The 25,485-nt window shown below is 41.7% G+C and carries 26 protein-coding genes; 15 read left to right on the top strand and 11 right to left on the bottom strand.

Annotated features, from left to right (window positions below):
* Positions 1-267 precede the first annotated feature (267 nt).
* From HMPREF2628_RS01340 to HMPREF2628_RS01310, 8 genes are all read left to right on the top strand, one after another.
* Positions 268-1,197 (top strand): ABC transporter permease, encoded by a 930-nt coding sequence (locus tag HMPREF2628_RS01340; protein ID WP_001032152.1) that lies wholly within the window; start codon positions 268-270, stop codon positions 1,195-1,197.
* Between the two features lie 13 nt (positions 1,198-1,210).
* The gene (locus HMPREF2628_RS01335; protein WP_000818353.1) at positions 1,211-2,134 is read left to right on the top strand and encodes a carbohydrate ABC transporter permease; all 924 of its coding nucleotides are present in this window, start codon (positions 1,211-1,213) and stop codon (positions 2,132-2,134) included.
* Between the two features lie 103 nt (positions 2,135-2,237).
* Positions 2,238-3,722, top strand: a complete 1,485-nt coding sequence (locus HMPREF2628_RS01330; protein WP_070842108.1) for an ABC transporter substrate-binding protein — start codon at positions 2,238-2,240, stop codon at positions 3,720-3,722.
* A 233-nt stretch (positions 3,723-3,955) separates the two neighbouring features.
* Positions 3,956-4,645: a CPBP family intramembrane glutamic endopeptidase gene (locus HMPREF2628_RS01325; protein WP_070842107.1), complete on the top strand. Its 690-nt coding sequence runs from the start codon at positions 3,956-3,958 to the stop codon at positions 4,643-4,645.
* Positions 4,646-4,752: 107 nt separating this feature from the next.
* Positions 4,753-4,890, top strand: a complete 138-nt coding sequence (locus tag HMPREF2628_RS10860; protein ID WP_180364260.1) for a hypothetical protein — start codon at positions 4,753-4,755, stop codon at positions 4,888-4,890.
* A 1-nt stretch (position 4,891) separates the two neighbouring features.
* Positions 4,892-5,200, top strand: a complete 309-nt coding sequence (locus HMPREF2628_RS01320) for a hypothetical protein (protein ID WP_070842106.1) — start codon at positions 4,892-4,894, stop codon at positions 5,198-5,200.
* A 130-nt stretch (positions 5,201-5,330) separates the two neighbouring features.
* The gene (locus HMPREF2628_RS01315) at positions 5,331-6,320 is read left to right on the top strand and encodes an oxygen-dependent tRNA uridine(34) hydroxylase TrhO (protein WP_070842105.1); all 990 of its coding nucleotides are present in this window, start codon (positions 5,331-5,333) and stop codon (positions 6,318-6,320) included.
* A 121-nt stretch (positions 6,321-6,441) separates the two neighbouring features.
* Positions 6,442-7,302: a DUF4299 family protein gene (locus tag HMPREF2628_RS01310; RefSeq protein ID WP_070842104.1), complete on the top strand. Its 861-nt coding sequence runs from the start codon at positions 6,442-6,444 to the stop codon at positions 7,300-7,302.
* A gap of 223 nt (positions 7,303-7,525) precedes the next feature.
* Here the strand turns inward: HMPREF2628_RS01310 and HMPREF2628_RS01305 are convergent, their stop codons facing one another.
* The 5 genes from HMPREF2628_RS01305 to HMPREF2628_RS01285 all read right to left on the bottom strand — a co-directional run bounded on the left by HMPREF2628_RS01305 (position 7,526) and on the right by HMPREF2628_RS01285 (position 11,766).
* Positions 7,526-8,590, bottom strand: a complete 1,065-nt coding sequence (locus HMPREF2628_RS01305; protein WP_070842103.1) for a DUF6574 domain-containing protein — start codon at positions 8,588-8,590, stop codon at positions 7,526-7,528.
* Positions 8,591-8,647: 57 nt separating this feature from the next.
* Positions 8,648-9,562 carry a DUF4097 family beta strand repeat-containing protein gene (locus tag HMPREF2628_RS01300; protein ID WP_070842102.1) on the bottom strand — a complete coding sequence of 305 codons (915 nt, stop codon included), beginning with the start codon at positions 9,560-9,562 and terminating at the stop codon, positions 8,648-8,650.
* Complete coding sequence (locus tag HMPREF2628_RS01295) at positions 9,555-10,148, bottom strand: DUF1700 domain-containing protein (protein ID WP_070842101.1); 594 nt, start codon at positions 10,146-10,148, stop codon at positions 9,555-9,557. Before HMPREF2628_RS01295 ends, HMPREF2628_RS01300 begins: the two co-directional genes overlap by 8 nt.
* Positions 10,135-10,461 carry a PadR family transcriptional regulator gene (locus tag HMPREF2628_RS01290; RefSeq protein ID WP_000273858.1) on the bottom strand — a complete coding sequence of 109 codons (327 nt, stop codon included), beginning with the start codon at positions 10,459-10,461 and terminating at the stop codon, positions 10,135-10,137. Before HMPREF2628_RS01290 ends, HMPREF2628_RS01295 begins: the two co-directional genes overlap by 14 nt.
* A gap of 138 nt (positions 10,462-10,599) precedes the next feature.
* Entirely contained in the window at positions 10,600-11,766 is a 1,167-nt protein-coding gene (locus HMPREF2628_RS01285; protein WP_054384825.1) for a CynX/NimT family MFS transporter, read from the bottom strand.
* 154 nt (positions 11,767-11,920) lie between these two features.
* Here HMPREF2628_RS01285 and HMPREF2628_RS01280 point away from each other — a divergent pair, with 154 nt between their 5' ends.
* Both HMPREF2628_RS01280 and HMPREF2628_RS01275 read left to right on the top strand, forming a co-directional pair.
* On the top strand, positions 11,921-12,751 hold the full coding sequence (locus HMPREF2628_RS01280; RefSeq protein WP_049509703.1) for a glycosyltransferase: 831 nt from the start codon (positions 11,921-11,923) through the stop codon (positions 12,749-12,751).
* Positions 12,752-12,836: 85 nt separating this feature from the next.
* Positions 12,837-14,687: a polysaccharide biosynthesis protein gene (locus HMPREF2628_RS01275; RefSeq protein WP_070842100.1), complete on the top strand. Its 1,851-nt coding sequence runs from the start codon at positions 12,837-12,839 to the stop codon at positions 14,685-14,687.
* Positions 14,688-14,794: 107 nt separating this feature from the next.
* On the opposite strand, the gene HMPREF2628_RS01270 is transcribed toward HMPREF2628_RS01275, so the two are convergent.
* Genes HMPREF2628_RS01270 through sdaAB form a run of 3 tightly spaced genes read right to left on the bottom strand, consistent with a single transcriptional unit; the run spans position 14,795 to position 17,001 of the window.
* A complete protein-coding gene (locus tag HMPREF2628_RS01270; protein ID WP_070842099.1) occupies positions 14,795-15,427 on the bottom strand; it encodes an HAD family hydrolase in 633 nt (210 codons plus the stop codon).
* A 21-nt stretch (positions 15,428-15,448) separates the two neighbouring features.
* Entirely contained in the window at positions 15,449-16,321 is an 873-nt protein-coding gene (sdaAA, locus tag HMPREF2628_RS01265; RefSeq protein WP_000500043.1) for an L-serine ammonia-lyase, iron-sulfur-dependent, subunit alpha, read from the bottom strand.
* Positions 16,322-16,329: 8 nt separating this feature from the next.
* Positions 16,330-17,001 (bottom strand): L-serine ammonia-lyase, iron-sulfur-dependent subunit beta, encoded by a 672-nt coding sequence (gene sdaAB / locus HMPREF2628_RS01260; RefSeq protein WP_000838912.1) that lies wholly within the window; start codon positions 16,999-17,001, stop codon positions 16,330-16,332.
* Positions 17,002-17,240: 239 nt separating this feature from the next.
* Here sdaAB and HMPREF2628_RS01255 point away from each other — a divergent pair, with 239 nt between their 5' ends.
* A complete protein-coding gene (locus HMPREF2628_RS01255; protein WP_042751787.1) occupies positions 17,241-17,891 on the top strand; it encodes an aggregation-promoting factor in 651 nt (216 codons plus the stop codon).
* An 87-nt stretch (positions 17,892-17,978) separates the two neighbouring features.
* Here HMPREF2628_RS01255 and HMPREF2628_RS01250 read toward each other — a convergent pair whose 3' ends face one another.
* Positions 17,979-18,860 carry a hypothetical protein gene (locus HMPREF2628_RS01250; RefSeq protein ID WP_070842098.1) on the bottom strand — a complete coding sequence of 294 codons (882 nt, stop codon included), beginning with the start codon at positions 18,858-18,860 and terminating at the stop codon, positions 17,979-17,981.
* Positions 18,861-19,162: 302 nt separating this feature from the next.
* On the opposite strand from HMPREF2628_RS01250, the gene mnmA reads away from it, so the two are divergent.
* From mnmA to mnmG, 4 genes are all read left to right on the top strand, one after another.
* On the top strand, positions 19,163-20,284 hold the full coding sequence (gene mnmA, locus HMPREF2628_RS01245; RefSeq protein ID WP_004263004.1) for a tRNA 2-thiouridine(34) synthase MnmA: 1,122 nt from the start codon (positions 19,163-19,165) through the stop codon (positions 20,282-20,284).
* Between the two features lie 139 nt (positions 20,285-20,423).
* Positions 20,424-20,879 (top strand): NUDIX hydrolase, encoded by a 456-nt coding sequence (locus tag HMPREF2628_RS01240; protein WP_070842150.1) that lies wholly within the window; start codon positions 20,424-20,426, stop codon positions 20,877-20,879.
* Between the two features lie 8 nt (positions 20,880-20,887).
* Positions 20,888-21,319, top strand: coding sequence for an NUDIX hydrolase (locus tag HMPREF2628_RS01235; protein WP_070842097.1), 432 nt, complete (start codon positions 20,888-20,890; stop codon positions 21,317-21,319).
* Positions 21,309-23,222 (top strand): tRNA uridine-5-carboxymethylaminomethyl(34) synthesis enzyme MnmG, encoded by a 1,914-nt coding sequence (mnmG, locus tag HMPREF2628_RS01230; RefSeq protein WP_042751782.1) that lies wholly within the window; start codon positions 21,309-21,311, stop codon positions 23,220-23,222. The genes HMPREF2628_RS01235 and mnmG overlap by 11 nt, the downstream gene beginning before the upstream one ends.
* A 34-nt stretch (positions 23,223-23,256) precedes the next feature.
* Here mnmG and rnjA read toward each other — a convergent pair whose 3' ends face one another.
* Both rnjA and HMPREF2628_RS01220 read right to left on the bottom strand, forming a co-directional pair.
* Positions 23,257-24,936, bottom strand: coding sequence for a ribonuclease J1 (gene rnjA / locus HMPREF2628_RS01225; protein ID WP_070842096.1), 1,680 nt, complete (start codon positions 24,934-24,936; stop codon positions 23,257-23,259).
* Between the two features lies 1 nt (position 24,937).
* Positions 24,938-25,171: a DNA-dependent RNA polymerase subunit epsilon gene (locus HMPREF2628_RS01220; protein WP_000639572.1), complete on the bottom strand. Its 234-nt coding sequence runs from the start codon at positions 25,169-25,171 to the stop codon at positions 24,938-24,940.
* Positions 25,172-25,485 lie beyond the last annotated feature (314 nt).

The following is a 25,485-nucleotide window of genomic DNA, read 5'->3' as shown; positions in this document are numbered from 1 at the left end:
GTTTTGAGCAACCTGCGGCTAGCTTCCTAGTTTGATCTTTGATTTTCATTGAGTATAAAAACAAGAACACCTTGCCTTGAGCAGAGTGTTTCTCGTGAAACATCCCTTTCTTAAACAAGTACTCCACATAAAATAATTTGTGGAGTTTTTTCTATAATTAGTAGTTTAACCTAACCTTCAAATAGGAGTATACTAATAATGTAATCGTTATCAAAAGTCTAAAAAGGAATTTTTAGATGGATATCAAAATAAAAAAGGGAGGAAATTATGAATAAGTTTTCAAAAACCTTGAGAGACAATTGGATCTTTCTCTTGATGGTTTTGCCAGGGGCACTCTGGTTGATTCTATTCTTCTACATTCCAGTATTTGGGAACGTGGTTGCCTTTAAAGACTACCACATGACCAGTAATGGATTTATAGATAGTATCGTGAATAGTAAATGGGTCGGACTCGATAATTTCAGATTCTTGTTTAGTTCAAAAGACGCCTTTATCATCACTCGAAATACTGTCCTCTACAATCTCGGCTTTATCTTTATCGGTTTGATTGTATCTGTAGGGATTGCCATCATCCTCAGTGAACTCCGTTCTAAGAGAATGGTTAAGATCTTCCAAACTTCCATGTTGTTCCCTTACTTCTTGTCTTGGGTTATCATCAGTTTCTTTACAGATGCCTTCCTAAACATTGATAAAGGTGTGTTCAACCATTTCCTAGAATCTATCGGAATGAAGGAAATCAATTTCTACGCTGACTTGGGTATTTGGCCTTATCTCCTACTTTTCCTTGGTATTTGGAAAGGCTTTGGATATAGCAGTGTCATGTACTATGCGACAATCATGGGAATTGATCCAACCTACTACGAAGCAGCGACAGTGGACGGGGCCAGCAAATGGCAACGAATTCGCAATGTAACTATTCCACAGTTGACACCATTGGTAACCGTATTGACCATCCTTGCAGTCGGAAATATCTTCCGTGCAGACTTTGGTCTTTTCTACCAAATCCCCCACAATGCTGGTCAGCTTTATAACGTAACCAACGTTTTGGATGTATATGTTTATAACGGTTTGACTCAGACAGCGGATATCGGGATGGCTTCAGCAGCAGGTCTCTACCAATCAGTTGTCGGCTTGATTCTGGTTATCCTATCAAACTTACTTGCAAGACGAGTTGATCCAAACTCAGCTTTGTTCTAGAAAGGAGGAGAATATGGCAGAAAAGAAAATTAAAAAAGAAAAAATTGATAATGTCGGCATTCACTCCTTCAGTAAGAAAGCAGATATCTTCTTTAGTACCATTTCTGGTTTGGTTGCCCTCTCTTGTATCCTACCCTTTGTATTCGTTATCGTTATTTCGGTGACAGATGAAAAGAGTATCCTCCAAAATGGATATAGCTTCTTCCCATCTCAATTTGGATTAGACGGTTTTGAATTTTTGGCACAGTTTAAGGATAAAATCCTCCAAGCCCTCTTCATCTCAGTCTTTGTAACAGTGGTGGGGACTATCACAAACGTTTTTATCACAACAACCTATGCCTACGCCATCTCACGGACAACCTTTAAGTATCGCAGATTCTTTACAATCTTTGCCCTTCTTAGTATGTTGTTCAACGCGGGTTTGGTACCGGGCTATATCGTGGTAACTCGTTTACTTCAACTTGGTGATACAGTTTGGGCCTTGATTGTTCCAATGCTTCTCTCACCATTTAACATCATCTTGATGCGTTCCTTCTTCAAGAAGACCATTCCAGAAGCCATTCTAGAATCCGCTCGTATCGATGGTGCTAGTGAGGCCCGGATCTTCTTCCAAATCTGTTTGCCATTGTCACTACCAGGTATCGCAACCATCACGCTCTTGACAGCTCTTGGTTTCTGGAATGACTGGTTCAACGCCCTTCTTTATATCAAGAGTGACAACTTGTATCCATTGCAATATTTGCTCATGCAAATCCAGCAAAATATGGACTACATCGCCAAAGCAGTCGGCCTATCTGGTCAACTGGGAGTTGCTCTACCGAAAGAAACAGGACGTATGGCCATGGTTGTGGTGGCAACCCTCCCAATCGCGATTTTGTATCCATTCTTCCAACGCTACTTTGTAAAAGGTTTGACTATCGGTGGCGTGAAAGAATAGTGCTTGTTGAGAAAAATCATTTCTCAGTTCCCAACTTCCCTTGTGTGAAGTTAAGATCATTACATTGTTTATAAGTTTAAAAATAAAAAAAGGAGTTTTTGTCATGAAAAACTGGAAAAAATATGCTTTTGCATCTGCTAGCGTAGTCGCTTTGGCTGCTGGTCTCGCTGCTTGTGGAAACCTTTCAGGTAACAGTAAAAAAGCTGCTGACTCAGCTTCAGGTGAAAAAACTGTTATCAAAATGTACCAAATCGGTGACAAACCAGATAACTTAGATGAATTGCTAGAAAATGCTAACAAAATCATCGGTGAAAAAGTTGGTGCTAAATTGGATATCCAATATCTTGGATGGGGTGACTATGATAAGAAAATGTCAGTTATCACATCATCTGGTGAAAACTACGATATCGCCTTTGCATCTAACTATGTTGTAAATGCTCAAAAAGGTGCCTATGCTGACTTGACTGACTTGTATAAGAAAGAAGGGGCAGAGCTTTATAAAGCACTTGACCCAGCTTACATCAAGGGTAATACTGTAAACGGTAAAATTTACGCTGTTCCAGTTGCAGCCAACGTTGCGTCATCTCAAAACTTCGCCTTCAACGGAACTCTTCTTGCTAAATACGGTATCGATATTTCAGGTGTCACTTCATATGAAACACTTGAACCAGTCTTGAAACAAATCAAAGAAAAAGCTCCAGATGTAGTGCCATTTGCGGTTACTAAGAACTTCATCCCATCTGATAACTTTGACTACCCAGTTCCAAACGGACTTCCATTCGTTATCGACCTTGAAGGGGACACTACTAAGATCGTAAACCGTTACGAAGTGCCTCGCTTTAAAGAACACTTGAAGACTCTTCACAAATTCTATGAAGCTGGATACATTCCAAAAGACGTAGCAACAAGCGATACTTCATTTGACCTTCAACAAGATACTTGGTTCGTTCGTGAAGAAACAGTAGGACCAGCTGACTACGGTAACAGCTTGCTTTCACGTGTTGCAAACAAAGACATTCAAATTAAACCAATCACTAACTTCATCAAGAAAAACCAAACAACACAAGTTGCTAACTTTGTTATCTCAAACAACTCTAAGAACAAAGAAAAATCAATGGAAGTGTTGAACCTCTTGAACACTAACCCAGAACTCTTGAATGGTCTTGTATACGGTCCAGAAGGCAAGAACTGGGAAAAAATTGCAGGTAAAGAAAACCGTGTTAAAGTCCTTGATGGCTACAAAGGAAACACTCACATGGGTGGATGGAACACTGGTAACAACTGGATTCTTTACATCAACGAAAACGTTACAGACCAACAAATCGAAGATTCTAAGAAACAATTGGCTGAAGCTAAAGAATCTCCAGCACTTGGATTCATCTTTAACACTGACAATGTGAAATCTGAAATCTCAGCAATCTCTAACACAATGCAACAATTCGATACAGCTATCAACACTGGTACTGTAGACCCAGATAAAGCTATTCCAGAATTGATGGAAAAATTGAAATCTGAAGGTGCCTACGATAAAGTATTGAACGAAATGCAAAAACAATACGATGAATTCTTGAAAAACAAAAAATCATAAAATCAATTGATTTCGTGTATTCATTCCTAACTCCTAAAAACTGAATCACTGTTTTCCTCAGGCTTATCTGGGGGAGGCAGTGATTTTTTGAAACGAGAGATCATAGATATCCATGTTTTTTATCACTATTTAACCATTCAGGAAATCTCAAGTACCATTTTGGATTTGGAGTAAGGATTTAGGAAAATATAGCTTATATTAGAGATGTCTCGAGTTTACAAAGGAGAGTTCATATGAAGAAGTATCAACTTCTATTCAAAATAAGTGCAGTCTTCTCTTACTTATTTTTCGTATTTGGTCTTTCTCAGCTGACGCTTATTGTCCAAAATTATTGGCAATTTTCTTCTCAGATAGGAAATTTTTTCTGGATTCGAAATATCTTGAGTGTGCTATTTAGCGGAGTCATGATTTGGATTCTGGTTAAGACAGGTCATGGTTATCTCTTTCACATTCCAAGAAAAAAATGGCTTTGGTATTCGATTTTGACAGTATTAGTGGTAGTGCTCCAGATCTCTTTTAACGTTCAGACAGCTAAACATGTTCAATCAACTGCTGAAGGTTGGGCTGTATTGATAGGTTATAGTGAGACTAACTTTGCTGAGCTAGGTATCTATATAACTTTGTTCTTTCTGACTCCACTTATGGAAGAGCTAATCTATAGAGGATTACTGCAACACGCTTTTTTTAAGCATTCGAGATTTGGCCTTGATTTGCTTCTTCCGTCAATTTTATTTGCTCTTCCTCATTTTTCAAGCCTGCCTAGTTTGTTAGATATCTTCGTCTTTGCAACATCTGGCATCATCTTTGCTAGTTTGACCCGCTATACCAGGAGCATTTATCCTTCCTATGCGGTGCATGTGATCAATAATATTTTCGCAACATTACCATTTTTGCTGACTTTTTTACACAGGGTGTTTGGGTAAAATGGTATAATTAAGTAATAATAATTGTTTGTTTTAAGGAGGTTGTTTTTGTGATTTAATGATGGCGTAAAGTTAAGAAAGAGTTTTTTAAGAAAAGAGGTACTATTATGTTAGGGAAATTTATTGATTCAACTATTGCAGGATTTTTAGCTGTAAGCGTGAAGCGTTCAGGAGACAACTACAAGAAATCTAGTCACAACTCTATTGTTGCTAACAAGCCGATTAAGAAAGATTGGAGCAAATGATATGAGAGAGATTTTATCTAAAATTTGGTATTATGGAACGTTGCCTATCTGGTGGTTCTTTACCTTCATCACGTCAGACGTACTGACGAATATTTTTTGGGGTGGAGCTATCATTGGTGGGTTCGTGTTCTTGCTAACATATAAAACAACTTATGAATGGTTGCTATTTTCGTTTATGTGTGTTTGTTGCGCAGGTACTATGTGGTTTGCAGGTATCTTTTATGGATTCTTGGGTAAAATTATAGTGCGATTGATCCGTATTGTTCAAGGGTGGATTGACGGTGTAGATTATTCAGAGTATGACGCTTAACAAGACCTGAAAACAGGTCTTGTTTTCATTTTCCAGTCAAATAAATTGCATTCGCTTTCTCAAGCAGGTATACTAGTATAGTTAGATGAAAAATTCTGAAAATTTAAGAATAGAAAAGAGAACAAATCTTATGGCAAAAGATATTCGTGTCTTACTTTACTACCTTTACACTCCAATTGAAAATGCAGAGCAATTTGCTGCAGACCACTTGGCTTTCTGTAAATCAATCGGCCTTAAAGGTCGTATCCTAGTCGCTGACGAGGGAATTAACGGAACAGTTTCAGGGGATTATGAAACAACTCAAAAATACATGGACTACGTTCACAGCCTCCCAGGCATGGAAGACCTCTGGTTCAAGATTGACGAAGAAAATGAACAAGCCTTCAAGAAGATGTTTGTTCGCTATAAGAAAGAGATTGTCCACCTTGGTTTGGAAGACAACGACTTTGACAACGACATCAACCCACTTGAAACAACAGGTGCTTACTTGTCTCCAAAAGAGTTCAAAGAAGCCCTTCTTGACGAAGATACCGTTGTCCTTGACACACGTAACGATTACGAGTACGATCTAGGACACTTCCGTGGGGCCATCCGCCCAGACATCCGCAACTTCCGTGAGTTACCACAATGGGTTCGTGATAACAAGGAAAAATTCATGGATAAGCGTGTCGTGGTTTACTGTACAGGTGGCGTTCGCTGTGAGAAATTCTCAGGCTGGATGGTCCGTGAAGGCTACAAAGATGTCGGCCAATTGCACGGAGGAATCGCAACTTACGGAAAAGACCCAGAAGTTCAAGGCGAGCTTTGGGATGGGAAAATGTACGTCTTTGACGAGCGTATCGCAGTCGATGTCAATCATGTTAACCCAACTATCGTAGGGAAAGACTGGTTTGATGGAACACCATGTGAACGTTATGTCAACTGTGGAAATCCATTCTGTAACCGTCGTATCTTGACATCAGAAGAAAATGAAGACAAGTACCTTCGTGGATGCTCACACGAGTGCCGTGTTCACCCACGTAACCGCTATGTTTCAGAACATGAATTGACACAAGCTGAAGTTGTCGAGCGCCTAGCCGCTATCGGTGAAAGCTTGGATCAAGCAGCAGCTACTGTATAAGATTAAACAGTCCTTAGGGGCTGTTTTTCTATGCTTTTTACTAAAAAATCTAAAGTTTGTTTCTGTATCTTTCAGGAAAATAGGGTATACTATATGTAAACGATTTCAAAGGAGTCCAGTTATGACGAAAACATTTTTTATTCCAAATAAACAGAGCATTTTAGGAGAACAAGAGATTTTGACTGCCAAGTCCGTCTTGGCCTTGGTAGATGGTTTGGAGTCACATAGCTATGATGCTGTCTATCTCCGTCAGCCTCTTAACCGTCTCGAGTATATTGAGTGCGGAATCGTGGGCAGATCTCAGTTTCTCTTTAAAGTTCGCTACCTAGACTCTCAAAAAGGCTATCAAGTAATCATTCCTGACTTGATTACCAGAGCTGACTGGGAGATTGTAGAAGCTCTCTTGCAAGCCTTATCTAGCAAGGTTGGTGAAGAAGTTGAAGGATTGGCAGACTTTGACTTGGAAAACTATTTCCAAGAAACTGTTAAAACTTATTTGGCGGATAAGGGTGCTCGTTTGGGCTTCTGCCAAGGAATTCTATCACCTGTTTACTTTGACAAGAAGGATTTAGAAAGCTTCTTAAAAGAAGATGGTTTGTCACGTTTTGAAGCATTAGTCAAAAAAGTTCAAGGGTCTGATGCATATCCTGCCAGCGCTAAATTTTATCCAGATGGAGAAGGTAAGGTTCATGGTATCTACCACCTAGCTCAGGGCGTAAAGACTATTTTGCCAAAAGAACCTGTGATTCCAGCGCCTTATGTTGAGCAGTTGGTAGGAAAAGAGCTTGTCTGGGAAATTGATCTAGTAAAAATATCAGGAGACGGCTCAAAACCAGAAGACTATGAAGCAATTGCCCGCTTGGACTATGCAAAATTCTTAGAGTCTCTACCATCAGCATCTTACCACCAACTAGATGCCAATCAATTAGAAGTACAACCCATCCTAGACAAAGATTTTAAAGCATTAGCACAAGAAGAGTAAAGCAGAAGCAGGTCAAGTGACTTGCTTTTTTGGCATAGAAAAATCCTGCCATGGAAGACAGGATTGCTACTCAATGAAAATCAAAGAGCAAACTAGGAAGCTAGCCGCAGGCTGCTCAAAACACTGTTTTGAGGTTGTAGATAAGACTGACAAAGTCAGGAACATATATCTACGGTAAGGCGAAGCTGACGTGGTTTGAAGGGATTTTCGAAGAGTATGAAGTTTAAATAAAGGCTAAGATACGGAGATAATCCCCAATCAGTGCCACTTCAGCTACAAAGAAGAGGAGGATAATGACTCCGTTCACAAGGACAGACAAGAATAATTGATAGAAGGAGTCGGTTTCACTTGATTGACTTGGTCTTGTAATGATATGGAGACTGGCAAGCAGAATGATTCCAATGCTAATCACACACAGGAGAGCTGTAAATCGTAGGCTATCAAAGAAGGCAAAGAAACTAGCAATAGCAGTGAGGAAGATTGGAATTGCCAAGAGTTGACTATATTGTTGGAGAACCTTTTCTAGCGTCCAGTCCTTTTCTTGATAGATAAATCGTCTCACGACGAAACTACCCAAGAGGAATGAAAAGAAGAAGAGTGTTGTTGCTACTAGGATAGAGATAATCGAAAAGAGATTCAATGAAGCAAATTGTTCAGGGAAGTGATTATGCATAGTTGCTATATGTCCATAGTAGGCTTGTTTGATGTGGTAGATACTAAAGAAAAAGGAAGACGCAGAAAACAGAATGAGCAAGAGAAAGGCTGTGTAGCTGTGTGTGCTACTTGTTTCAAGCTTGCTTGTAGGAGATTTGAGAGCCTCCACTAGCCAAGACCAAAAATCAAGTACTTGCTCTTTCCATTTATCCGTAGATTTTGGAGCTTGGTCGGGAATATAAGGACTTTCTAAGGATTGACTGATAAGAAGGGGCTCTTTCGTGGTTGGTTTTTGCTGCGGAAGTGCTTCTTGACTCTCTTCAGCTTTAGTGACTTTTTCTGTTTCCCCAGAAAGATCTTGCTCTTCTTCAGTAGAATCTAATGCTTTCTTTTCTTCTATTTCTGTTCTTGCTTCACTGTCTTCAGGCGTTTCAATTTTCTCTTCTTGCTGGTTTTCCAGTTCGACTTTAGCTTGAGAGACTTCCTCCTCTACTTGAGTATTTTTTTCAATTGGTGTATCGAGATCGGCTATCGTTTCTTCAGTTTTATCTATCATTTTTTGTGATAAATCTTCTGATTTGTTTTCATTTGGTGATTTAACAAAATCATTACTTTCAAACCATTCTTGTTTCATGGTAGAACCTCCTTTTTAGTGGGCTATGCGTTATAGTGGTCGATATAAATAGGTTTGTTAAGGTCTGTTTGCTGTAATTTCAAGACTAATATAATCATCAGCCTTAGCTATGAGTTGACCTTTTGTATCAGTTTTTTCAGTTTTGTAAGGGTTACTCAATTCGTTGGGGTGGCGTTGACTCTCGTCTTTCGATAACTGATAAATAGGACCATAGTGACTTGAGAGGTCTAAGTTGATTTCTTGGCTTTCTTTTTGAGTTAGCGTGATACTAAGTTCATTTTTAGAAGTTAGTTCTACCTTACCATATACTTTAATATTGTCAACGTAGAAGTGATTTTCTGTTGACTCAAGCTGACTATCTGTCAGCTCTGTATCAAAGATATTAATGATATTTGGGGTTGTGAGTTTGCTGTTTTTGATTCGACTCTCTGTGATTCTTAGGAGATAGCCATTATTGGTATTGATAGTCGCATTTTCAAGGCTAGCATTTATGATGGTGGTTTGTCCACGATTGGCTGACACGTTGATCCCTTTTAGACTTCTTCCTTTTGGAACTTGTAGAATAACTTCTTCAAAACGACGAGAGTAGCTACTTGCGACATGGAGAATCCCGCCAATTCCTGAAGAGAGATATGGAGTTTCAGACAGTTTTTTATCCGTTAGGCTCAGAGTTTTGTCGTTTTGATTTGTGACAAGATCATGGTTAGCAGAAATAGATGGATGGTAAGAAATGTGGATTTGATCATCGAAAGAGTCTGTGATGGTTAGCGCGTGTTGGTGGAGAGTAATTTCTAGGTTTTCGACTTCCTTGCCAAAGGTCAGCTCTTCCATCCGACTATCGTAGACAGGTTCCTTGGACATGGCAAGTAGGCTCTTGATCCCGTCAGATTGGATACCTACAAAGAGCAGGATAAATCCGATAATAGTAGTCACCACACCAAAAATGAGAAATCCTTTTGTCAATTTACGCATGCTGGTCACCTCTCTTTCCTTTTTTGAGAACAAATTGCACCAGGCGAATAATGAGTAGGCCGAAGAAGCGGGCTACATAGGAAATACCTAGTAAGACTAGTGAAGAAGCACCGATAGCCAGTAAACCAGAACCGAAAATCAAGATAAAGGCTGATTTAGCTTGGGCTAAGACAGTAAAACTTTCAACTAAAAATAGGAATCCGCCGATGATACCTAGTATGGAAACCGCAAAGAAAGCCAGAATGACAGTCAAAGCAGCCACAAGGATTCCGAACAGAGCTACGAGGATGGCGATTCCCAGAGGAATGCCGATGGGTGCTGCAAGGAGAGCTAACAAGGCGATATGCAAAATTTGTCGGTTATTCTTTTGAGCGGGTGCTTCATTGATTTTTTTATCGAGAAGATTGGAGAGAACTTCGTGGGCCGCTTCTTTGGGAGTTCCCAAGCTAGCGATGAGTTCTTCTTCTCCTTCGACTCCAGCATCGTCAAAGAGTTCCCTGAAATAGTCCATGGCTTCAATTTGGTCAGCCTGAGGCAGTTTTTTGAGATAGAGTTCTAGCTGAGTCAGGTATTCAGTTCTTGTCATGGCGGATACTCCCTTCTATGATGCCATTGATGGTGTCTGTATAAAGTGCCCATTCATCTTTTAGGGTCACGAGCTGTTCTATACCACCATTTGTCAAGGAGTAGTATTTGCGCATGCGACCTTGGAACTCTCTAGAATAGGTTGTCAGAAAGCTATTGCCCTCCAATTTTTTGAGAATGGGATAGAGTGTAGATTCTTTGATATTAGCGATCAGCTTAATGGTTTGGCTAATCTCATAACCATAAGAATCATCCTGCTCCAGTACAGCCAAGATGAGAAATTCAATCAAGGCAGAGGATGTTGGAAAGTACATGGGGAACCTCCTTTTCTAATGTGTAAGATTTTTATATATAATTTTTCTACACATACATTGTACATCTAAATGAAAGCCCTGTCAAGAGAAATGTATAAAATTTTTATATATAAAAAACTTCTAGCTAAAACTAGAAGTTTAGAGGATTTTATCAGCTCTGTCCACTGTAAAGAGGGCCACAGTCATCAGGATATCGACGAGCAAGAGGGCAGCTACAGCTGGCACCCAAGAGTGGAAAAGGTCAAAACTGTAACCAAAGAGGGTTGGCCCAAAGGCTGCTAGGATATAGCCTCCTGTTTGAGACAAACCAGACAATTGGGCAGTCTTTTCAGGGGCGCTTGTCTTGAGTGAAAAGTTGACCATGAGATAAGGGAAGAGGGCGCTGGTTGCGGTTCCGATGAGGAGATGGATGGCAAGCCAGTAAAAGAAATTACCGACTGGGAAAAAGAGCATGGAAATGCCGACCACACCAGCTAGTGAAACCAGAGTGAGCATGAGCTGACGGTTACGAGTAGATAAACTGGTTGTCAGGCTTGGGATGGTCATAGAAAAAGGAATGCTAATCAGAGAGAAGATAGAGGTCAGCAAGCCAGCTTCGTGACTGGATAGGCCTGCGTGGATGGCCATGGTAGGTAGCCAGGTCATAGCGGTGTAAAAGAGCAAGGATTGAAAACCTGCAAAGACAATCACTGCCCAGACCTGTTTATTATGCATGACCTTTGCTTTGCTTTTTTGTTTGGTTTGTGGAGCCAGTCTGTGATTATAGCGGTGGTTTGGGAGCCAGACCAAAAAAGTTGCTAGACAGAGCAGGGTGAGGAGGATGATAAGTCCTTTCCAAGAACTGGCTTGTGTAATAGGCACAGCCAGATAGGAGGCCAGAGCCGTTGCAATCCCCATAGAGGTTACATATAAGGTGGTCAGAAAACCAATCTTCTTTGGTTGATTAGCTTGGATGAGACTAGGAAGCAGCACATTAATGACTGCGATACTTGCCCCAACCATCAAGGTTCCTAGATAGAGCAGGGGTAGATTGATTAGTCGAATCAGAGAGCCAATGGTCAAGAAGAAGAGGCTGTAGGTAAAGAGATGCTCTAAGCCGATTTTCTGAGCCAGTCGGGTAGAAAAGAGCGAGAAGAGGGTAAACATGAGGAGAGGAAGACTAGTTAGGACACCAAGAGAACTAACTTCTACTCCCAGCCCTTGCGAAATATCTCCCAAAATAATGGGTAAAACAGTAAAAGGAGTCCGCAAGGAAACACCAATTAGTATAATACCTGGAACAAAAAAGAGTGATTGCTTTTTCATATATTACCTCTCCTAGCTGATTTTAATAACAGCTTATTTTAAGGCTTTTTCCCTATAATGTCAAGTAAGGTTTCTGGCTTTCAAGATAAAAATGGGAAAGTCTTGAAAATTATGATAAAATAGTGGAAGGAAATCTATATATTGGAGAAAAACTGTGTCTGAAAAGCAAAAAATCAGCGTATTGATGTCGGTCTATATCAAGGAAAATCCGACATTTTTAAAGGATGCTATTGAGAGTGTTCAAAATCAGACCCTGAAACCGAGCGAGTTAGTTCTGGTTGAGGATGGGCCTTTGACACCTGAGCTCTATCAGGTATTAGACCAGGTGGAAGCCCAGTCTGAAATTCCAGTGAAACGCTGCCCTCTTGAGCAGAATCAAGGTTTGGGTCTGGCTCTTCGACAGGGTGTTTTGCAGTGTCAGTACGACATCATCGCTCGTATGGATACGGATGATATAGCTGTTCCAGACCGTTTTGAGAAACAGGTTCAGCTAATGGAGAAGGAGAAGCTCGACCTATTAGGTGGACATATTGCAGAGTTTATTGACAATCCTGATGAGATTGTTTCTTACCGTCGTGTTCCAACCCAGCATGCAGATATTGTAGCTTATCAAAGGATGAGAAGTGCCTTTAACCACATGACTGTCATGTTCAAGAAGGACATGGTTCTCAAGGCAGGCAACTATGAGGATGGCCTTTATATGGAGGATGACCTCCTCTGGCTCAATATGATTGCTGCAGGAGCTAAGACTGGAAATCTGGATCAAATCTTGTGTAAGGTTCGTGTTGGAGCAGGAATGTTTGAGCGTCGTGGGGGACTGCGTTATCTCAAACTCTATCGTCAAGCTCGTCAGCGCATGCTGAAGCGAGGACAAATTTCTTACATGGAATATGCCAAGAGTGTTGCCATTCAGATGGTTGTTGCCCTTTGTCCCGGATTTGTCCGACAGTTTATTTTTATGAAACTGTTACGAAAAAGCAAGTAAAAGATTGTAGCAAATCGTAAACTAGAGAAAAAGTGTTATAATAACAATATAACTATTCAGCTCTTTTAAGGAGGAGTAAATTTCTATGAATAAAAAACTCACAGATTATGTGATTGATCTGGTGGAAATTTTAAATAAACAACAAAAACAGGTTTTCTGGGGAATATTTGATATTTTGAGTATGGTGGTTTCCATCATTGTATCTTATATTTTATTCTACGGCTTGATTAATCCAGCACCTGTTGACTACATTATCTATACGAGTTTGGCCTTCCTGTTCTATCAATTGATGATTGGATTTTGGGGGTTGAACGCTAGTATTAGTCGTTACAGCAAGATTACGGATTTCATGAAAATCTTTTTTGGTGTGACTGCTAGCAGTATCTTGTCATATAGTATCTGCTATGCCTTCTTGCCTCTCTTCTCCATCCGTTTTATCGTGCTCTTTATCTTGTTGAGTACTTTCTTAATTTTATTGCCACGGATTACTTGGCAGTTAATCTACTCTAAACGCAAAAAGGGAAGTGGTGATGGAGAACACCGTCGGACCTTCTTAATTGGTGCCGGTGATGGTGGAGCTCTCTTTATGGATAGTTACCAACATCCAACTAGTGAATTAGAACTTGTCGGTATTTTGGATAAGGATGCGAAGAAAAAGGGCCAAAAACTTGGTGGAATCCCTGTTTTGGGTTCATATGATGATCTGCCTGAATTAGCCAAACGCCATCAAATCGAGCGTGTTATCGTTGCGATTCCGTCGCTTGACCCGTCAGAATATGAACGTATCTTACAGATGTGTAATAAGCTGGGTGTCAAATGTTACAAGATGCCTAAGGTTGAAACCGTTGTTCAGGGACTTCACCAAGCAGGTACTGGCTTCCAAAAAATTGATATTACAGACCTTTTGGGACGTCAGGAAATTCGTCTTGATGAATCGCGGCTGGGCGCAGAACTGACAGGTAAGACAATCTTGGTTACAGGTGCTGGTGGCTCAATCGGTTCTGAAATCTGTCGCCAAGTTAGTCGTTTCAATCCTGAACGCATCGTTTTGCTCGGTCATGGGGAAAATTCAATCTACCTTGTTTATCATGAATTGATTCGCAAGTTCCAAGGGATTGATTATGTACCAGTTATTGCCGATATTCAAGACTATGATCGTCTCTTGCAAGTCTTTGAGCAGTACAAGCCAGCTATTGTTTATCATGCGGCAGCCCACAAGCACGTTCCTATGATGGAGCGCAATCCAAAAGAAGCCTTCAAAAACAATATTCGTGGAACTTATAATGTTGCTAAGGCTGTTGATGAAGCTAAAGTACCTAAGATGGTTATGATTTCGACAGATAAGGCGGTTAATCCACCAAATGTTATGGGAGCAACTAAGCGCGTGGCTGAGTTGATTGTCACTGGCTTTAACCAACGTAGCCAATCAACCTACTGTGCAGTTCGTTTTGGGAATGTACTTGGTAGCCGTGGTAGTGTGATTCCAGTCTTTGAACGCCAGATTGCTGAAGGTGGGCCTGTAACGGTGACAGACTTCCGCATGACCCGTTACTTTATGACCATTCCAGAGGCTAGCCGTTTGGTTATCCATGCCGGTGCCTATGCCAAGGATGGAGAAGTCTTTATCCTTGATATGGGCAAACCAGTCAAAATTTATGACTTGGCCAAGAAAATGGTCCTTCTAAGTGGCCACACCGAAAGTGAAATTCCAATCGTTGAAGTTGGAATCCGCCCAGGTGAAAAACTCTACGAAGAACTCTTGGTATCAACCGAACTCGTTGACAATCAGGTTATGGATAAGATTTTCGTTGGTAAGGTGAATGTCATGCCTCTAGAAGCCATCGATCAAAAGATTGAAGAGTTCCGCACTCTTAGTGGAGATGAGTTGAAGCAAGCTATTATCGCCTTTGCCAATCAAACAACCCACGTTGAATAAAAAAGAAAACGCATATTATCAGTTCAGAAGAACCTTGGTAATATGCGTTTTGTTATGTAGAGATTTACTTCATTTTCTTCTGAAATAGAGTTGTTGTCCAGTCTATGTTATTGAAAATACTCTAAAACCTCTAAGGGGGTATGGGCGATATAATCAGGATGATAGTTAAGCAAGTCTGCTTGCTCTCCAAATCCCCAAGTGACGGCCAATTTCTGAATGCCTGTTTCTTGAGCTCCAAGCATATCAAATTTGGTATCTCCGATGATGATGGCTTGTTGAGGGGCTAGTTGATGTGTCTGCAAGGCTTGGCGAATGACATCTGCCTTATGGGGTGCTTCAGGGCTGGAACCATAAATGCCATCAAAGAAATGAAAGATTCCCAAGTTCTTAGTCATGTCTTGAGCGGTGGGTGTATTCTTTGTAGTGGTGATATAAAGAGGGTAATTGCTCGATAACTTCTCAAGCAAGTCTACAATCTGAGGAAAGAGTTGAGCTTCATGGATGCCTTTTACTTTGTAGTAAGAACGGTATATCTGCACGGCTTCAGAAATTTGTTCTTTGGGAAGGCAGGTCACAAAACTACTTTCGAGAGGCGGTCCCATAAAACCACGAATCGTTTTGGCATCAGGGCTAGGCACCCCGAGCTCCTTAAAGGTATGGGTAAAGGCATTGTGAATCCCGATAGAACTGTCGACGAGGGTTCCATCCAGATCGAAAAAAATCGCTGTGATAGAGGTCATGGTTTCTCCTATTTGATAAGCTTATTCTCCGAAAATTTCTTTTTGGAGGCGACGACCAGTAGGGGTGGCAGCGAGTCCACCTTCAGCTGTTTCACGAAAGGCAGTTGGCATGCTTGCTCCTACTTGGTACATGGCATCGATAACTTCATCCACAGGGATTTTAGATTCGATACCTGCCAAAGCCATGTCTGCTGCGATGAAGGCAAAGCTAGCTCCCATGGCATTGCGTTTGACACAGGGAACTTCGACCAAGCCGGCAACAGGGTCACAGATGAGGCCTAGCATATTTTTAATGACAAAGGCAATGGCTTGACTGGCCTGATAAGGTGTCCCACCTGCAGCCAGAGTCAAGGCTGCAGCACTCATAGCAGAGGCCGAACCGACTTCGGCCTGGCAACCGCCCTCAGCACCTGAGATAGAGGCGTTGTTTGCGATGACTAGTCCAAAGGCACCGGCAGCAAAGAGGAAATCCAGCTGTTGCTCGTGGCTGAGGTCTAACTTTTCAATAGCAGCTGTTAGAACTGAGGGCAGACAGCCAGCACTTCCTGCGGTCGGAGTAGCGCAGACCAAGCCCATTTTGGCATTGTGTTCATTGACTGCGATAGCATTTCGGGCAGCAGAGAGAATTGTGTAATCTGACAGAGTTTTTCCATTTTTGATGTAGTGATCCAATTTGGCTGCATCTCCACCTGTCAGGCCACTACGAGATTTATTTTCATTGAGGCCAAGTTGGACAGAGGCTTTCATGACTTCCAGATTGCGTTCCATGAGAAGGAGGACTTCTTCACGTTCGCGACCGGTCAATTCAAACTCTGTTGTAATCATGAGTTCTGCGACATTTCCTTGAAAGTCCAGATCTGCTTGCTCGACCAATTCTTTGATAGAATAAAACATGCTTCCTCCTATTTAAAGAAATTGACATTGTGGAGATGAGGGATTTTTCGAATTTCTTCGATGGCCTCATCACAGTTGCGACTGTCAACTTCGATAATCATAATAGCTTTTTCACCAGCTTTTTCACGAGTAACATTCATCTGGGCGATATTGATACCATAGCGTGAAAGAGCCTCTGTTACGAGGGCAATCATACCTGGAATATCTTGATGAACAATGATGATAGTCGGTGTATTCATATTGAGAGAGACAGCAAAGCCATTGAGTTCCGTTACCTGAATATTCCCGCCACCGATAGAAATACCAGTCACGCTGATGGTCTTGTGGGCATTTTTAACGGTAATTTTAGTGGTATTAGGGTGCGGGGCATTGCTGTCTTTCTGAATGGTCCAGACAATCTTGATGCCACGCTTGTGGGCAATTTCCAGACTGTTTGGGATTTCGGGATCATCTGTATCCATGCCCAAAATACCTGCAACAAGGGCTAGGTCTGTTCCGTGACCACGATAGGTTTTGGCAAATGAGTTAAATAGTTGGAATTCGACTTCTGTCGGAGTATCATCAAAAATGGAAGAGACAATCTTTCCAATACGAACAGCACCAGCGGTATGACTACTAGATGGGCCAATCATAACTGGTCCGATGATATCAAAGACAGATTGAAAACGAAGTGATTTCATCAGTTTCCCCTTATAAAAATTCTTATCTCTATTATATCAAAGAATGAAGGTCTTGGCTTTAATTGTGGATGAAAACCTTTTTACACTACAAATAGCATAAAAAAGCATCTTTTGTAACAAAAAATAGCTTATTTAGGGAAATAAAAAATAATTTTGTAATATTTCTACATAAAAGTGTCAAGAAACGGTAATATTTAAAGGGTATGATAGAACTATAGAAAGAAGGAGAATTTTCAAATATGAAATCAACAACTAAAAAGATTAAAACAACTCTTGCAGGAGTAGCTGCCTTGTTTGCAGTATTTGCTCCATCATTTGTATCTGCTCAAGAATCATCAACTTACACTGTTAAAGAAGGTGATACACTTTCAGAAATCGCTGAAACTCACAACACAACTGTTGAGAAATTGGCAGAAAACAACCACATCGACAACATTCATTTGATTTATGTTGGTCAAGAGTTGGTTATCGATGGCCCTGTAGCGCCTGTTGCAACACCAGCGCCAGCTACTTATGCGGCACCAGCTGCTCAAGATGAAACTGTTTCAGCTCCAGCAGCAGAAACTACAGAAGTAGCAGAGGAAGCAGCTCCAGCGGCAAGCGCACCTGCAGCAGAAGAAACAGTTGTTTCAACAGAAGCTTCAGCACCTGCTGCAACTGTAAGCGGATCTGAAGCAGAAGCTAAAGAATGGATCGCTCAAAAAGAATCAGGTGGTAGCTATACAGCTACAAATGGCCAATACATTGGACGTTATCAATTGACAGATTCATACTTGAACGGTGACTACTCAGCTGCTAACCAAGAACGTGTAGCAGATGCTTACGTTGCAGGACGCTACGGTTCATGGACTGCTGCTAAAAACTTCTGGCTTAACAACGGTTGGTATTAAGAAATAGAAAAAGAGCCTTTGATGGCTCTTTTTGTGTGCTTTTATTTGACAAAAGACAATTTTTAAATAGTAGTAATAACAGATTGCTTACGGCTGACGAGATTCTGGAGTTTCTCCAGCTGAATTAGTGCGATTATTACTGTTAGCATCGGGAACTTCAGCATTATTACTATTATTATTGGTATTCGTATCTCCTTGGGCTCCTGCAGTATCAGTAACTTGATCTCGTGTATTGACAGCAGTGTTTCCCCCACTTCTAGCACTATCAGATGAATATTGCTCGCTTGCAGGTGCTTGTGAATTATATCTGTTCCTATTTGACTCAGTATAGTTTGGAGTGTAGCTACCTCCTTCTGAAGAATAGCTTTCTCTTCCCTCAACGTTACTAGTCGTTTCTGTTTCTTTTTTATTAGACTTTTGTTCTTCTTCTTTTTTGGTCAAGACTTCAACTTGCTTTTGGAATTTAGAAATCAGTTCTTGAATGGGTTTTATTTTTTCATCAATAGTGGCTTGTTTGCTTGTGGAGTTGACACTTTTAATAATTTCTAGTATTTTTTGTAAGGAAGTGATGGCTGTTTCAAGTGCTTGTTTATCTTCAAACTGGCTATCGGATTCCTTTATATCCAATTTTAAAGCTTTTTCAGTATAATGATTAGTGATTTTATCGGCAGTAGAAGTAAGAAATTCTGTTAATGTCTTTTTGCCTTCGTCAGTGGTAGGCTTTAATTCTTGAATTTTTTTCCAATCCTCTATAATCGTTTCAGAATCAATATTGAAGTTTTTAATAGCATTTTTTACTTGTTCGACATCTTGTCCATTCTTATGTTGTTTGCTGAGAGCGATGTTCCCTCTCTCTGCTTGGATATGTTCTTGATGAATGACTAAACCTATTAAAAGTCCAAGACCTACAACAATAATGATAGTAAAAATAGTATTTTTTGATGTTAGAATATCTTTGTAGTTTTTCACAATCGTACTACGTACATGGATGGTAGTATCTTAAAGGGATCATGTACGGCTTCCTCCTCATTACAGTATATCATTTTTAGCTTATTTTATAAATAAGTTTATAAGTAGAATCGAGATTTAACTGTTCATTGCCCTTTTTGTAATTATATTTCTGTTTCTATCAAATAGAATGTCAGATTATCAGCCTCTTTCTTGTCTTCTCCAACCAAGCATGTTATAATGAATACTGCTCAAGCGACCTTCAATCGTTAAAGCACACACGACCTTCAATCGTGAATAAACGAATAGATGGGAGAATTACCATGAGTGATAACTCTAAAACACGTGTTGTCGTGGGGATGAGTGGTGGTGTTGATTCGTCGGTGACGGCTCTTTTGCTCAAGGAGCAGGGCTACGATGTAATCGGTATCTTCATGAAGAACTGGGATGACACAGATGAAAACGGAGTCTGTACGGCGACTGAAGATTACAAGGATGTGGCCGCTGTGGCAGACCAGATTGGCATTCCCTACTACTCTGTCAATTTTGAAAAAGAGTATTGGGACCGCGTTTTTGAGTATTTCCTAGCGGAATACCGTGCAGGACGCACGCCAAATCCAGATGTTATGTGCAATAAGGAAATCAAATTCAAGGCCTTTTTGGACTATGCCATGACCTTGGGGGCAGACTATGTGGCGACTGGGCATTATGCCCGAGTGGCGCGTGATGAGGATGGCACTGTTCACATGCTTCGTGGCGTGGACAATGGCAAGGACCAAACCTATTTCCTCAGCCAACTTTCGCAAGAACAACTTCAAAAAACCATGTTCCCACTAGGACATTTGGAAAAGTCTGAAGTTCGCAGACTAGCAGAAGAAGCAGGCCTTGCGACTGCTAAGAAGAAAGACTCGACAGGGATTTGCTTTATCGGAGAAAAGAACTTTAAAAATTTCCTCAGCAACTACCTGCCAGCTCAGCCTGGTCGCATGATGACTGTGGATGGTCGCGATATGGGCGAGCATGCAGGACTTATGTACTATACGATTGGTCAGCGTGGAGGACTTGGTATCGGTGGGCAACACGGTGGTGACAATGCACCTTGGTTCGTTGTCGGAAAAGACCTAAGCAAGAATATTCTCTATGTCGGACAAGGTTTCTACCATGATTCGCTCATGTCAACCAGCCTTGAGGCTAGTCAAGTTCACTTTACTCGTGACATGCCAGAGGAGTTTACGCTAGAATGTACGGCTAAATTCCGCTATCGTCAGCCTGATTCTAAGGTAACCGTACATGTCAAAGGAGACAAGGCAGAGGTCATCTTTGCAGAACCGCAACGCGCGATTACACCAGGACAGGCAGTTGTCTTTTACGATGGCGAAGAGTGTCTAGGCGGTGGTTTGATTGACAATGCTTACCGCGATGGACAAGTTTGTCAGTACATTTAGATTGACAAATTTTCTCAATTTGCTACAATAATAAAAGCAATAGAAATGATGGTCAAAGCTCATGGATGTTGCAGGCTTTTTTGTCCTGCACTTCTTTGGAGTTTTGACTGTTTTTGTGTCGTTTAAGGGAAAGGAAAAAATGACTCAGCAAGACTTTCGAACAAAAGTAGGAAATACAGTTTTTGGTGTTCGGGCGACAGCCTTGATTCTCCAAAATCGCAAGCTTCTAGTCACCAAAGATAAGGGCAAGTATTACACTATTGGCGGTGCGATCCAAGTCAATGAAAGTACGGAAGAAGCGGTAGTCCGCGAAGTGAAGGAAGAACTGGATGTTAAAGCTCAAGCTGGGCAACTAGCTTTTGTGGTTGAAAATTATTTTGAACAAGACGGTGTTTCCTATCACAACATTGAGTTTCATTATCTGGTGGACTTGCTTGAAGATGCCCCATTGACCATGCAGGAAGACGAAAAAACGCAGCCTTGTGAGTGGATTGACTTGGATCAGCTCCAGAATATCCAGCTAGTTCCATCCTTTTTAAAAACAGCCTTGCCAGATTGGGATGGCCAACTAAGACACATTCATCTTGAGAAATAGGAGAGAAAATAATGGTTAAGCTTATTGCCCATGTACTTGTTCATAGTGGTGATGATTATTTGCTCATTCAGCGTTCGGAAATTAAAAGAGGACAACCCAATGTTTATCCAACTTACTGGGATATTCCTGGTGGCGGGGTTGAAAAGGGTGAACTTCCGCGAGATGGAGCTCTTAGAGAATGTATTGAAGAAGCGGGAGTTAGGCTAGATAGCAGTTCGCTCAAACTTCTTCACGAAGATAGTCAACTGGATACCTCTAAGGATACTGTCTTTACTCGCTTAGTTTATAAAGCAGAGTGGGTTGGGGAGAAGCCAATTATCAGATTAGATCCTGAAGAGCATACGAACTTTAAATGGGTTACTATGGCTCAAGCTCTAGAGGAGGAGAAGTTAGTTCCTTATTTGCGAGAAATTTTTGAAAGGTTAAGAAATGACATATAATTTTACTGAAGAATACGACATTATTGTAATTGGTGCGGGACACGCTGGGGTAGAAGCATCCCTAGCAGCTAGCCGTATGGGGTGTAAGGTCTTGCTTGCGACCATCAACATTGAAATGCTGGCTTTCATGCCTTGTAACCCCTCTATCGGTGGTTCTGCCAAGGGGATCGTTGTGCGTGAAGTTGATGCACTTGGTGGTGAAATGGCCAAAACCATTGACAAGACTTACATCCAGATGAAGATGCTCAACACTGGGAAAGGTCCAGCTGTCCGTGCCCTTCGTGCGCAGGCTGACAAGGAGCTTTACTCTAAGGAGATGCGCAAGACAGTTGAAAATCAAGAGAACCTGACCCTTCGTCAAACCATGATTGATGAGATTTTGGTGGAAGATGGCAAGGTTGTCGGTGTGCGTACAGCTACCCATCAAGAGTATGCTGCAAAGGCCGTTATTGTGACGACAGGGACTGCTCTCCGTGGGGAAATCATCATCGGAGATCTTAAGTATTCGTCAGGTCCTAACCACAGCCTAGCTTCGATTAACCTAGCTGACAATCTCAAGGAACTGGGACTCGAAATCGGTCGCTTCAAGACAGGAACTCCTCCACGTGTCAAGGCTTCTTCTATCAACTACGATGTGACAGAAATTCAGCCAGGAGATGAAGCGCCAAACCACTTCTCATACACTTCACGTGATGAGGATTATGTCAAAGATCAAGTGCCATGCTGGTTGACCTATACCAATGGTACCAGCCATGAAATTATCCAAAATAACCTCCACCGTGCGCCTATGTTTACAGGTGTGGTCAAGGGAGTGGGCCCTCGTTACTGTCCATCGATTGAGGACAAGATTGTGCGCTTTGCGGACAAGGAACGCCACCAACTATTCCTTGAGCCAGAAGGACGCAATACAGAGGAAGTCTATGTCCAAGGTCTTTCAACCAGTCTGCCTGAAGATGTGCAACGTGAACTTGTTCATTCTATCAAAGGTTTGGAAAATGCAGAGATGATGCGAACAGGTTATGCCATTGAGTATGACATGGTCTTGCCTCACCAGTTGCGTGCGACTCTGGAAACCAAGAAAATCTCAGGTCTTTTCACTGCTGGTCAGACAAATGGAACGTCAGGTTACGAAGAGGCAGCAGGCCAAGGGATTATCGCGGGTATCAATGCGGCTTTAAAAGTCCAAGGCAAGCCTGAGTTGATTTTGAAGCGTAGTGACGGTTATATTGGGGTTATGATTGATGACTTGGTGACCAAAGGAACCATTGAACCTTACCGTCTCTTGACCAGTCGTGCTGAATACCGCCTTATTCTTCGTCATGACAATGCTGATATGCGTTTGACAGAGATGGGACGCGAGATTGGACTTGTGGATGATGAACGCTGGGCTCGTTTTGAGATCAAGAAAAATCAATTTGACAATGAGATGAAGCGTCTCGACAGTATCAAACTCAAACCAGTCAAGGAAACTAATGCCAAGGTTGAGGAGATGGGCTTCAAGCCGTTGACAGATGCGGTGACAGCCAAGGAATTTCTTCGTCGTCCAGAAGTTTCTTATCAAGATGTGGTGGCCTTCATCGGACCGGCTGCAGAGGACTTGGATGACAAGATTATCGAATTGATTGAAACAGAAATCAAGTACGAAGGCTATATTTCCAAAGCCATGGATCAGGTTGCCAAGATGAAGCGCATGGAAGAAAAACGCATTCCAGCTAATATCGATTGGGATGACATTGATTCTATCGCGACAGAAGCCCGTCAGAAGTTCAAACTCATCAATCCAGAAACCATCGGCCAAGCCAGCCGTATTTCGGGAGTAAATCCAGCAGACATTTCTATTTTGATGGTGTATCTTGAAGGTAAAAATCGTAGTATTTCTAAAAATCAAGAAAAGAAAGCATAGAGAAAAACAGCTCCGTCGGGGCTGTTTTCTTGCTTTATTCATCGTCTGGTGTGAGGATCATCGGGATGATGATCGGTTCACGTTCGGTATTTTCATAAAGGAAGGGGCGAATAGCGTTGACAATGGCACCATTGACTGATTGCACGCTAGCGTCCTTGTTTTTCAGTGCGATACGAATAGCATTGAAGAGGATGCGCTGGCTTTGGCGAATCAAGTCGCCAGACTCTCTCATGTAGACAAAGCCTCGGCTGAGGATATCTGGACCAGACAGAATCATCTGCGACTTGAAGTCAACAGTTGCGACTGCTAGAACGACACCGTCTTCAGATAGGTCTCTACGGTCTTTGAGGACAGCAGCACCGATTTCACCGATACGATTTCCATCGACATAGATGTCTTGGGCGTTGAAATGACCTGCGATACGAGCTGAGTCAGCAGTAAGGGCAAGGACATCACCATTGCTCATGATAAAGATATTGTCCTTCTCGACACCAGTATCCACCGCTAATCCAGCGTGGACTTTTTGCATGCGGTATTCACCGTGGACAGGCATGAAGTATTTTGGCTTAATCAAGCGGAGCATAAGTTTTTGCTCTTGCTGACCACCGTGTCCAGATGTATGGATATTGTTCACTTTACCATGGATAACTTCGACACCAGCTTCAGAAATGATGTTAATCAACTTGTTGACGCTAGTCGTGTTTCCAGGGATTGGACTTGAAGAGAAGATAACGGTATCGCCGGGTTGGAGTTGTACCTGACGGTGGGTTCCGTTGGCGATACGAGAGAGGGCCGCCATAGGTTCACCTTGACTACCTGTACAGAGGATCAGAACCTCGCCTGCAGGATAGTCTTTGATTTCATTTGGCTCGATAAAGGTTCCTTTAGGAGCTTTGATGTAGCCAAGTTCGATTCCGTTGACAATGGCCTTTTCCATGGAACGACCAAAGACCGCAATCTTGCGTCCAGTCTTAACAGCAGCTTCTGTTGCTTGTTGGAGACGGAAGATATTTGAGGCAAAGGATGCAAAGATGATACGTCCTTCAATACCTTGGATAATCTTCATGATGGACTGACCAACGACTTTTTCAGAGTTGGTAAAGGTTGGCACTTCTGCATTTGTTGAGTCAGACAGGAGACAGAGCACGCCTTCTTCACCAAGGGCTGCCATACGGTGCAAGTCCGCAGGCTCTCCAACTGGAGTAAAGTCGAACTTGAAGTCACCCGTACAAACGATTTTCCCTTGAGGAGTATGAATGACAATTCCCAAAGGCTCTGGAATAGAGTGAGTCGTTCTAAAGAAAGTTGCCTTGAGATTTTTAAAGGTTAACTCAGTGTTGTGATTGATTTCGTAAAGTTTGGCGTTGCGCAAGAGACCGTGTTCTTCGAGTTTCCCACGGATTAAAGCCAAGGCAAGCGGTCCAGCATAGATAGGGACATTTGCTTGCTTGAGCAGGAATGGAATCCCACCGATGTGGTCCTCGTGTCCGTGTGTGATCAAAACAGCCTTGACGCGGTCGATGTTGTCCACGATGTAAGAGTAGTCAGGAATGACATAGTCGATACCCAGTAAGTCATCTTCTGGGAATTTAATCCCAGCATCGACGATAATAATCTCGTCTTGGTATTCAATCCCGTAAGTGTTTTTCCCGATTTCTCCCAGACCACCGATGGCAAAAACGCCGACTTCTTCAGGTTTAAGAGTATAGGCCATATTAGAACTCCGTGATTTCGAAGGCGCCAGTTTCTTTTTCGTAATCTAGCAATTTGTCAGACAAGAGTTCAATATACTCGATATTGTACTCTGGGCGATTTTCTTCGACAAGTTGGCGAGCAGCGATACGGCCCTCAAGTTCTGAGCTGGCATCGATGTCTAGGTAAAGTGCGCGTGTTGTTTCACGGCGTGGGCTACGTTCTTTTGTTTCTTGATAAAAAACTTTGTAAATCATATAGTTCCTTTCTATTTACAGGTCAGCTTATTCCAAACTTTTAGCAGAGATTTGCTTGATTTCATTCCATTTTGTGTCTAGATTGACCTTGATTCGTTACAATTATTTCAATTATACCACAAAATGAAAAATTAGTAAAAGACGGAAACGAGAAAGTCGTGAGGGGAAGAGGGAGCAAAAGATAGATAGGATTCGTTCGGAGAGCGCTTAGGTGTTATAATTAAAGGGGAAATCTAAAGAGATAGTAGATTTAAGGGAGAATATAGTTCTAGTTTCATTAATCGTTGGTGTAGATGGTTGGGACAGAATGGTAT

Origin of the sequence: Streptococcus sp. HMSC063B03, from assembly GCF_001836965.1 — a bacterium.
In the GTDB taxonomy this organism is placed as follows: domain Bacteria; phylum Bacillota; class Bacilli; order Lactobacillales; family Streptococcaceae; genus Streptococcus; species Streptococcus pneumoniae_F.
This window is presented reverse-complemented; position numbering and strand designations above follow the sequence as displayed.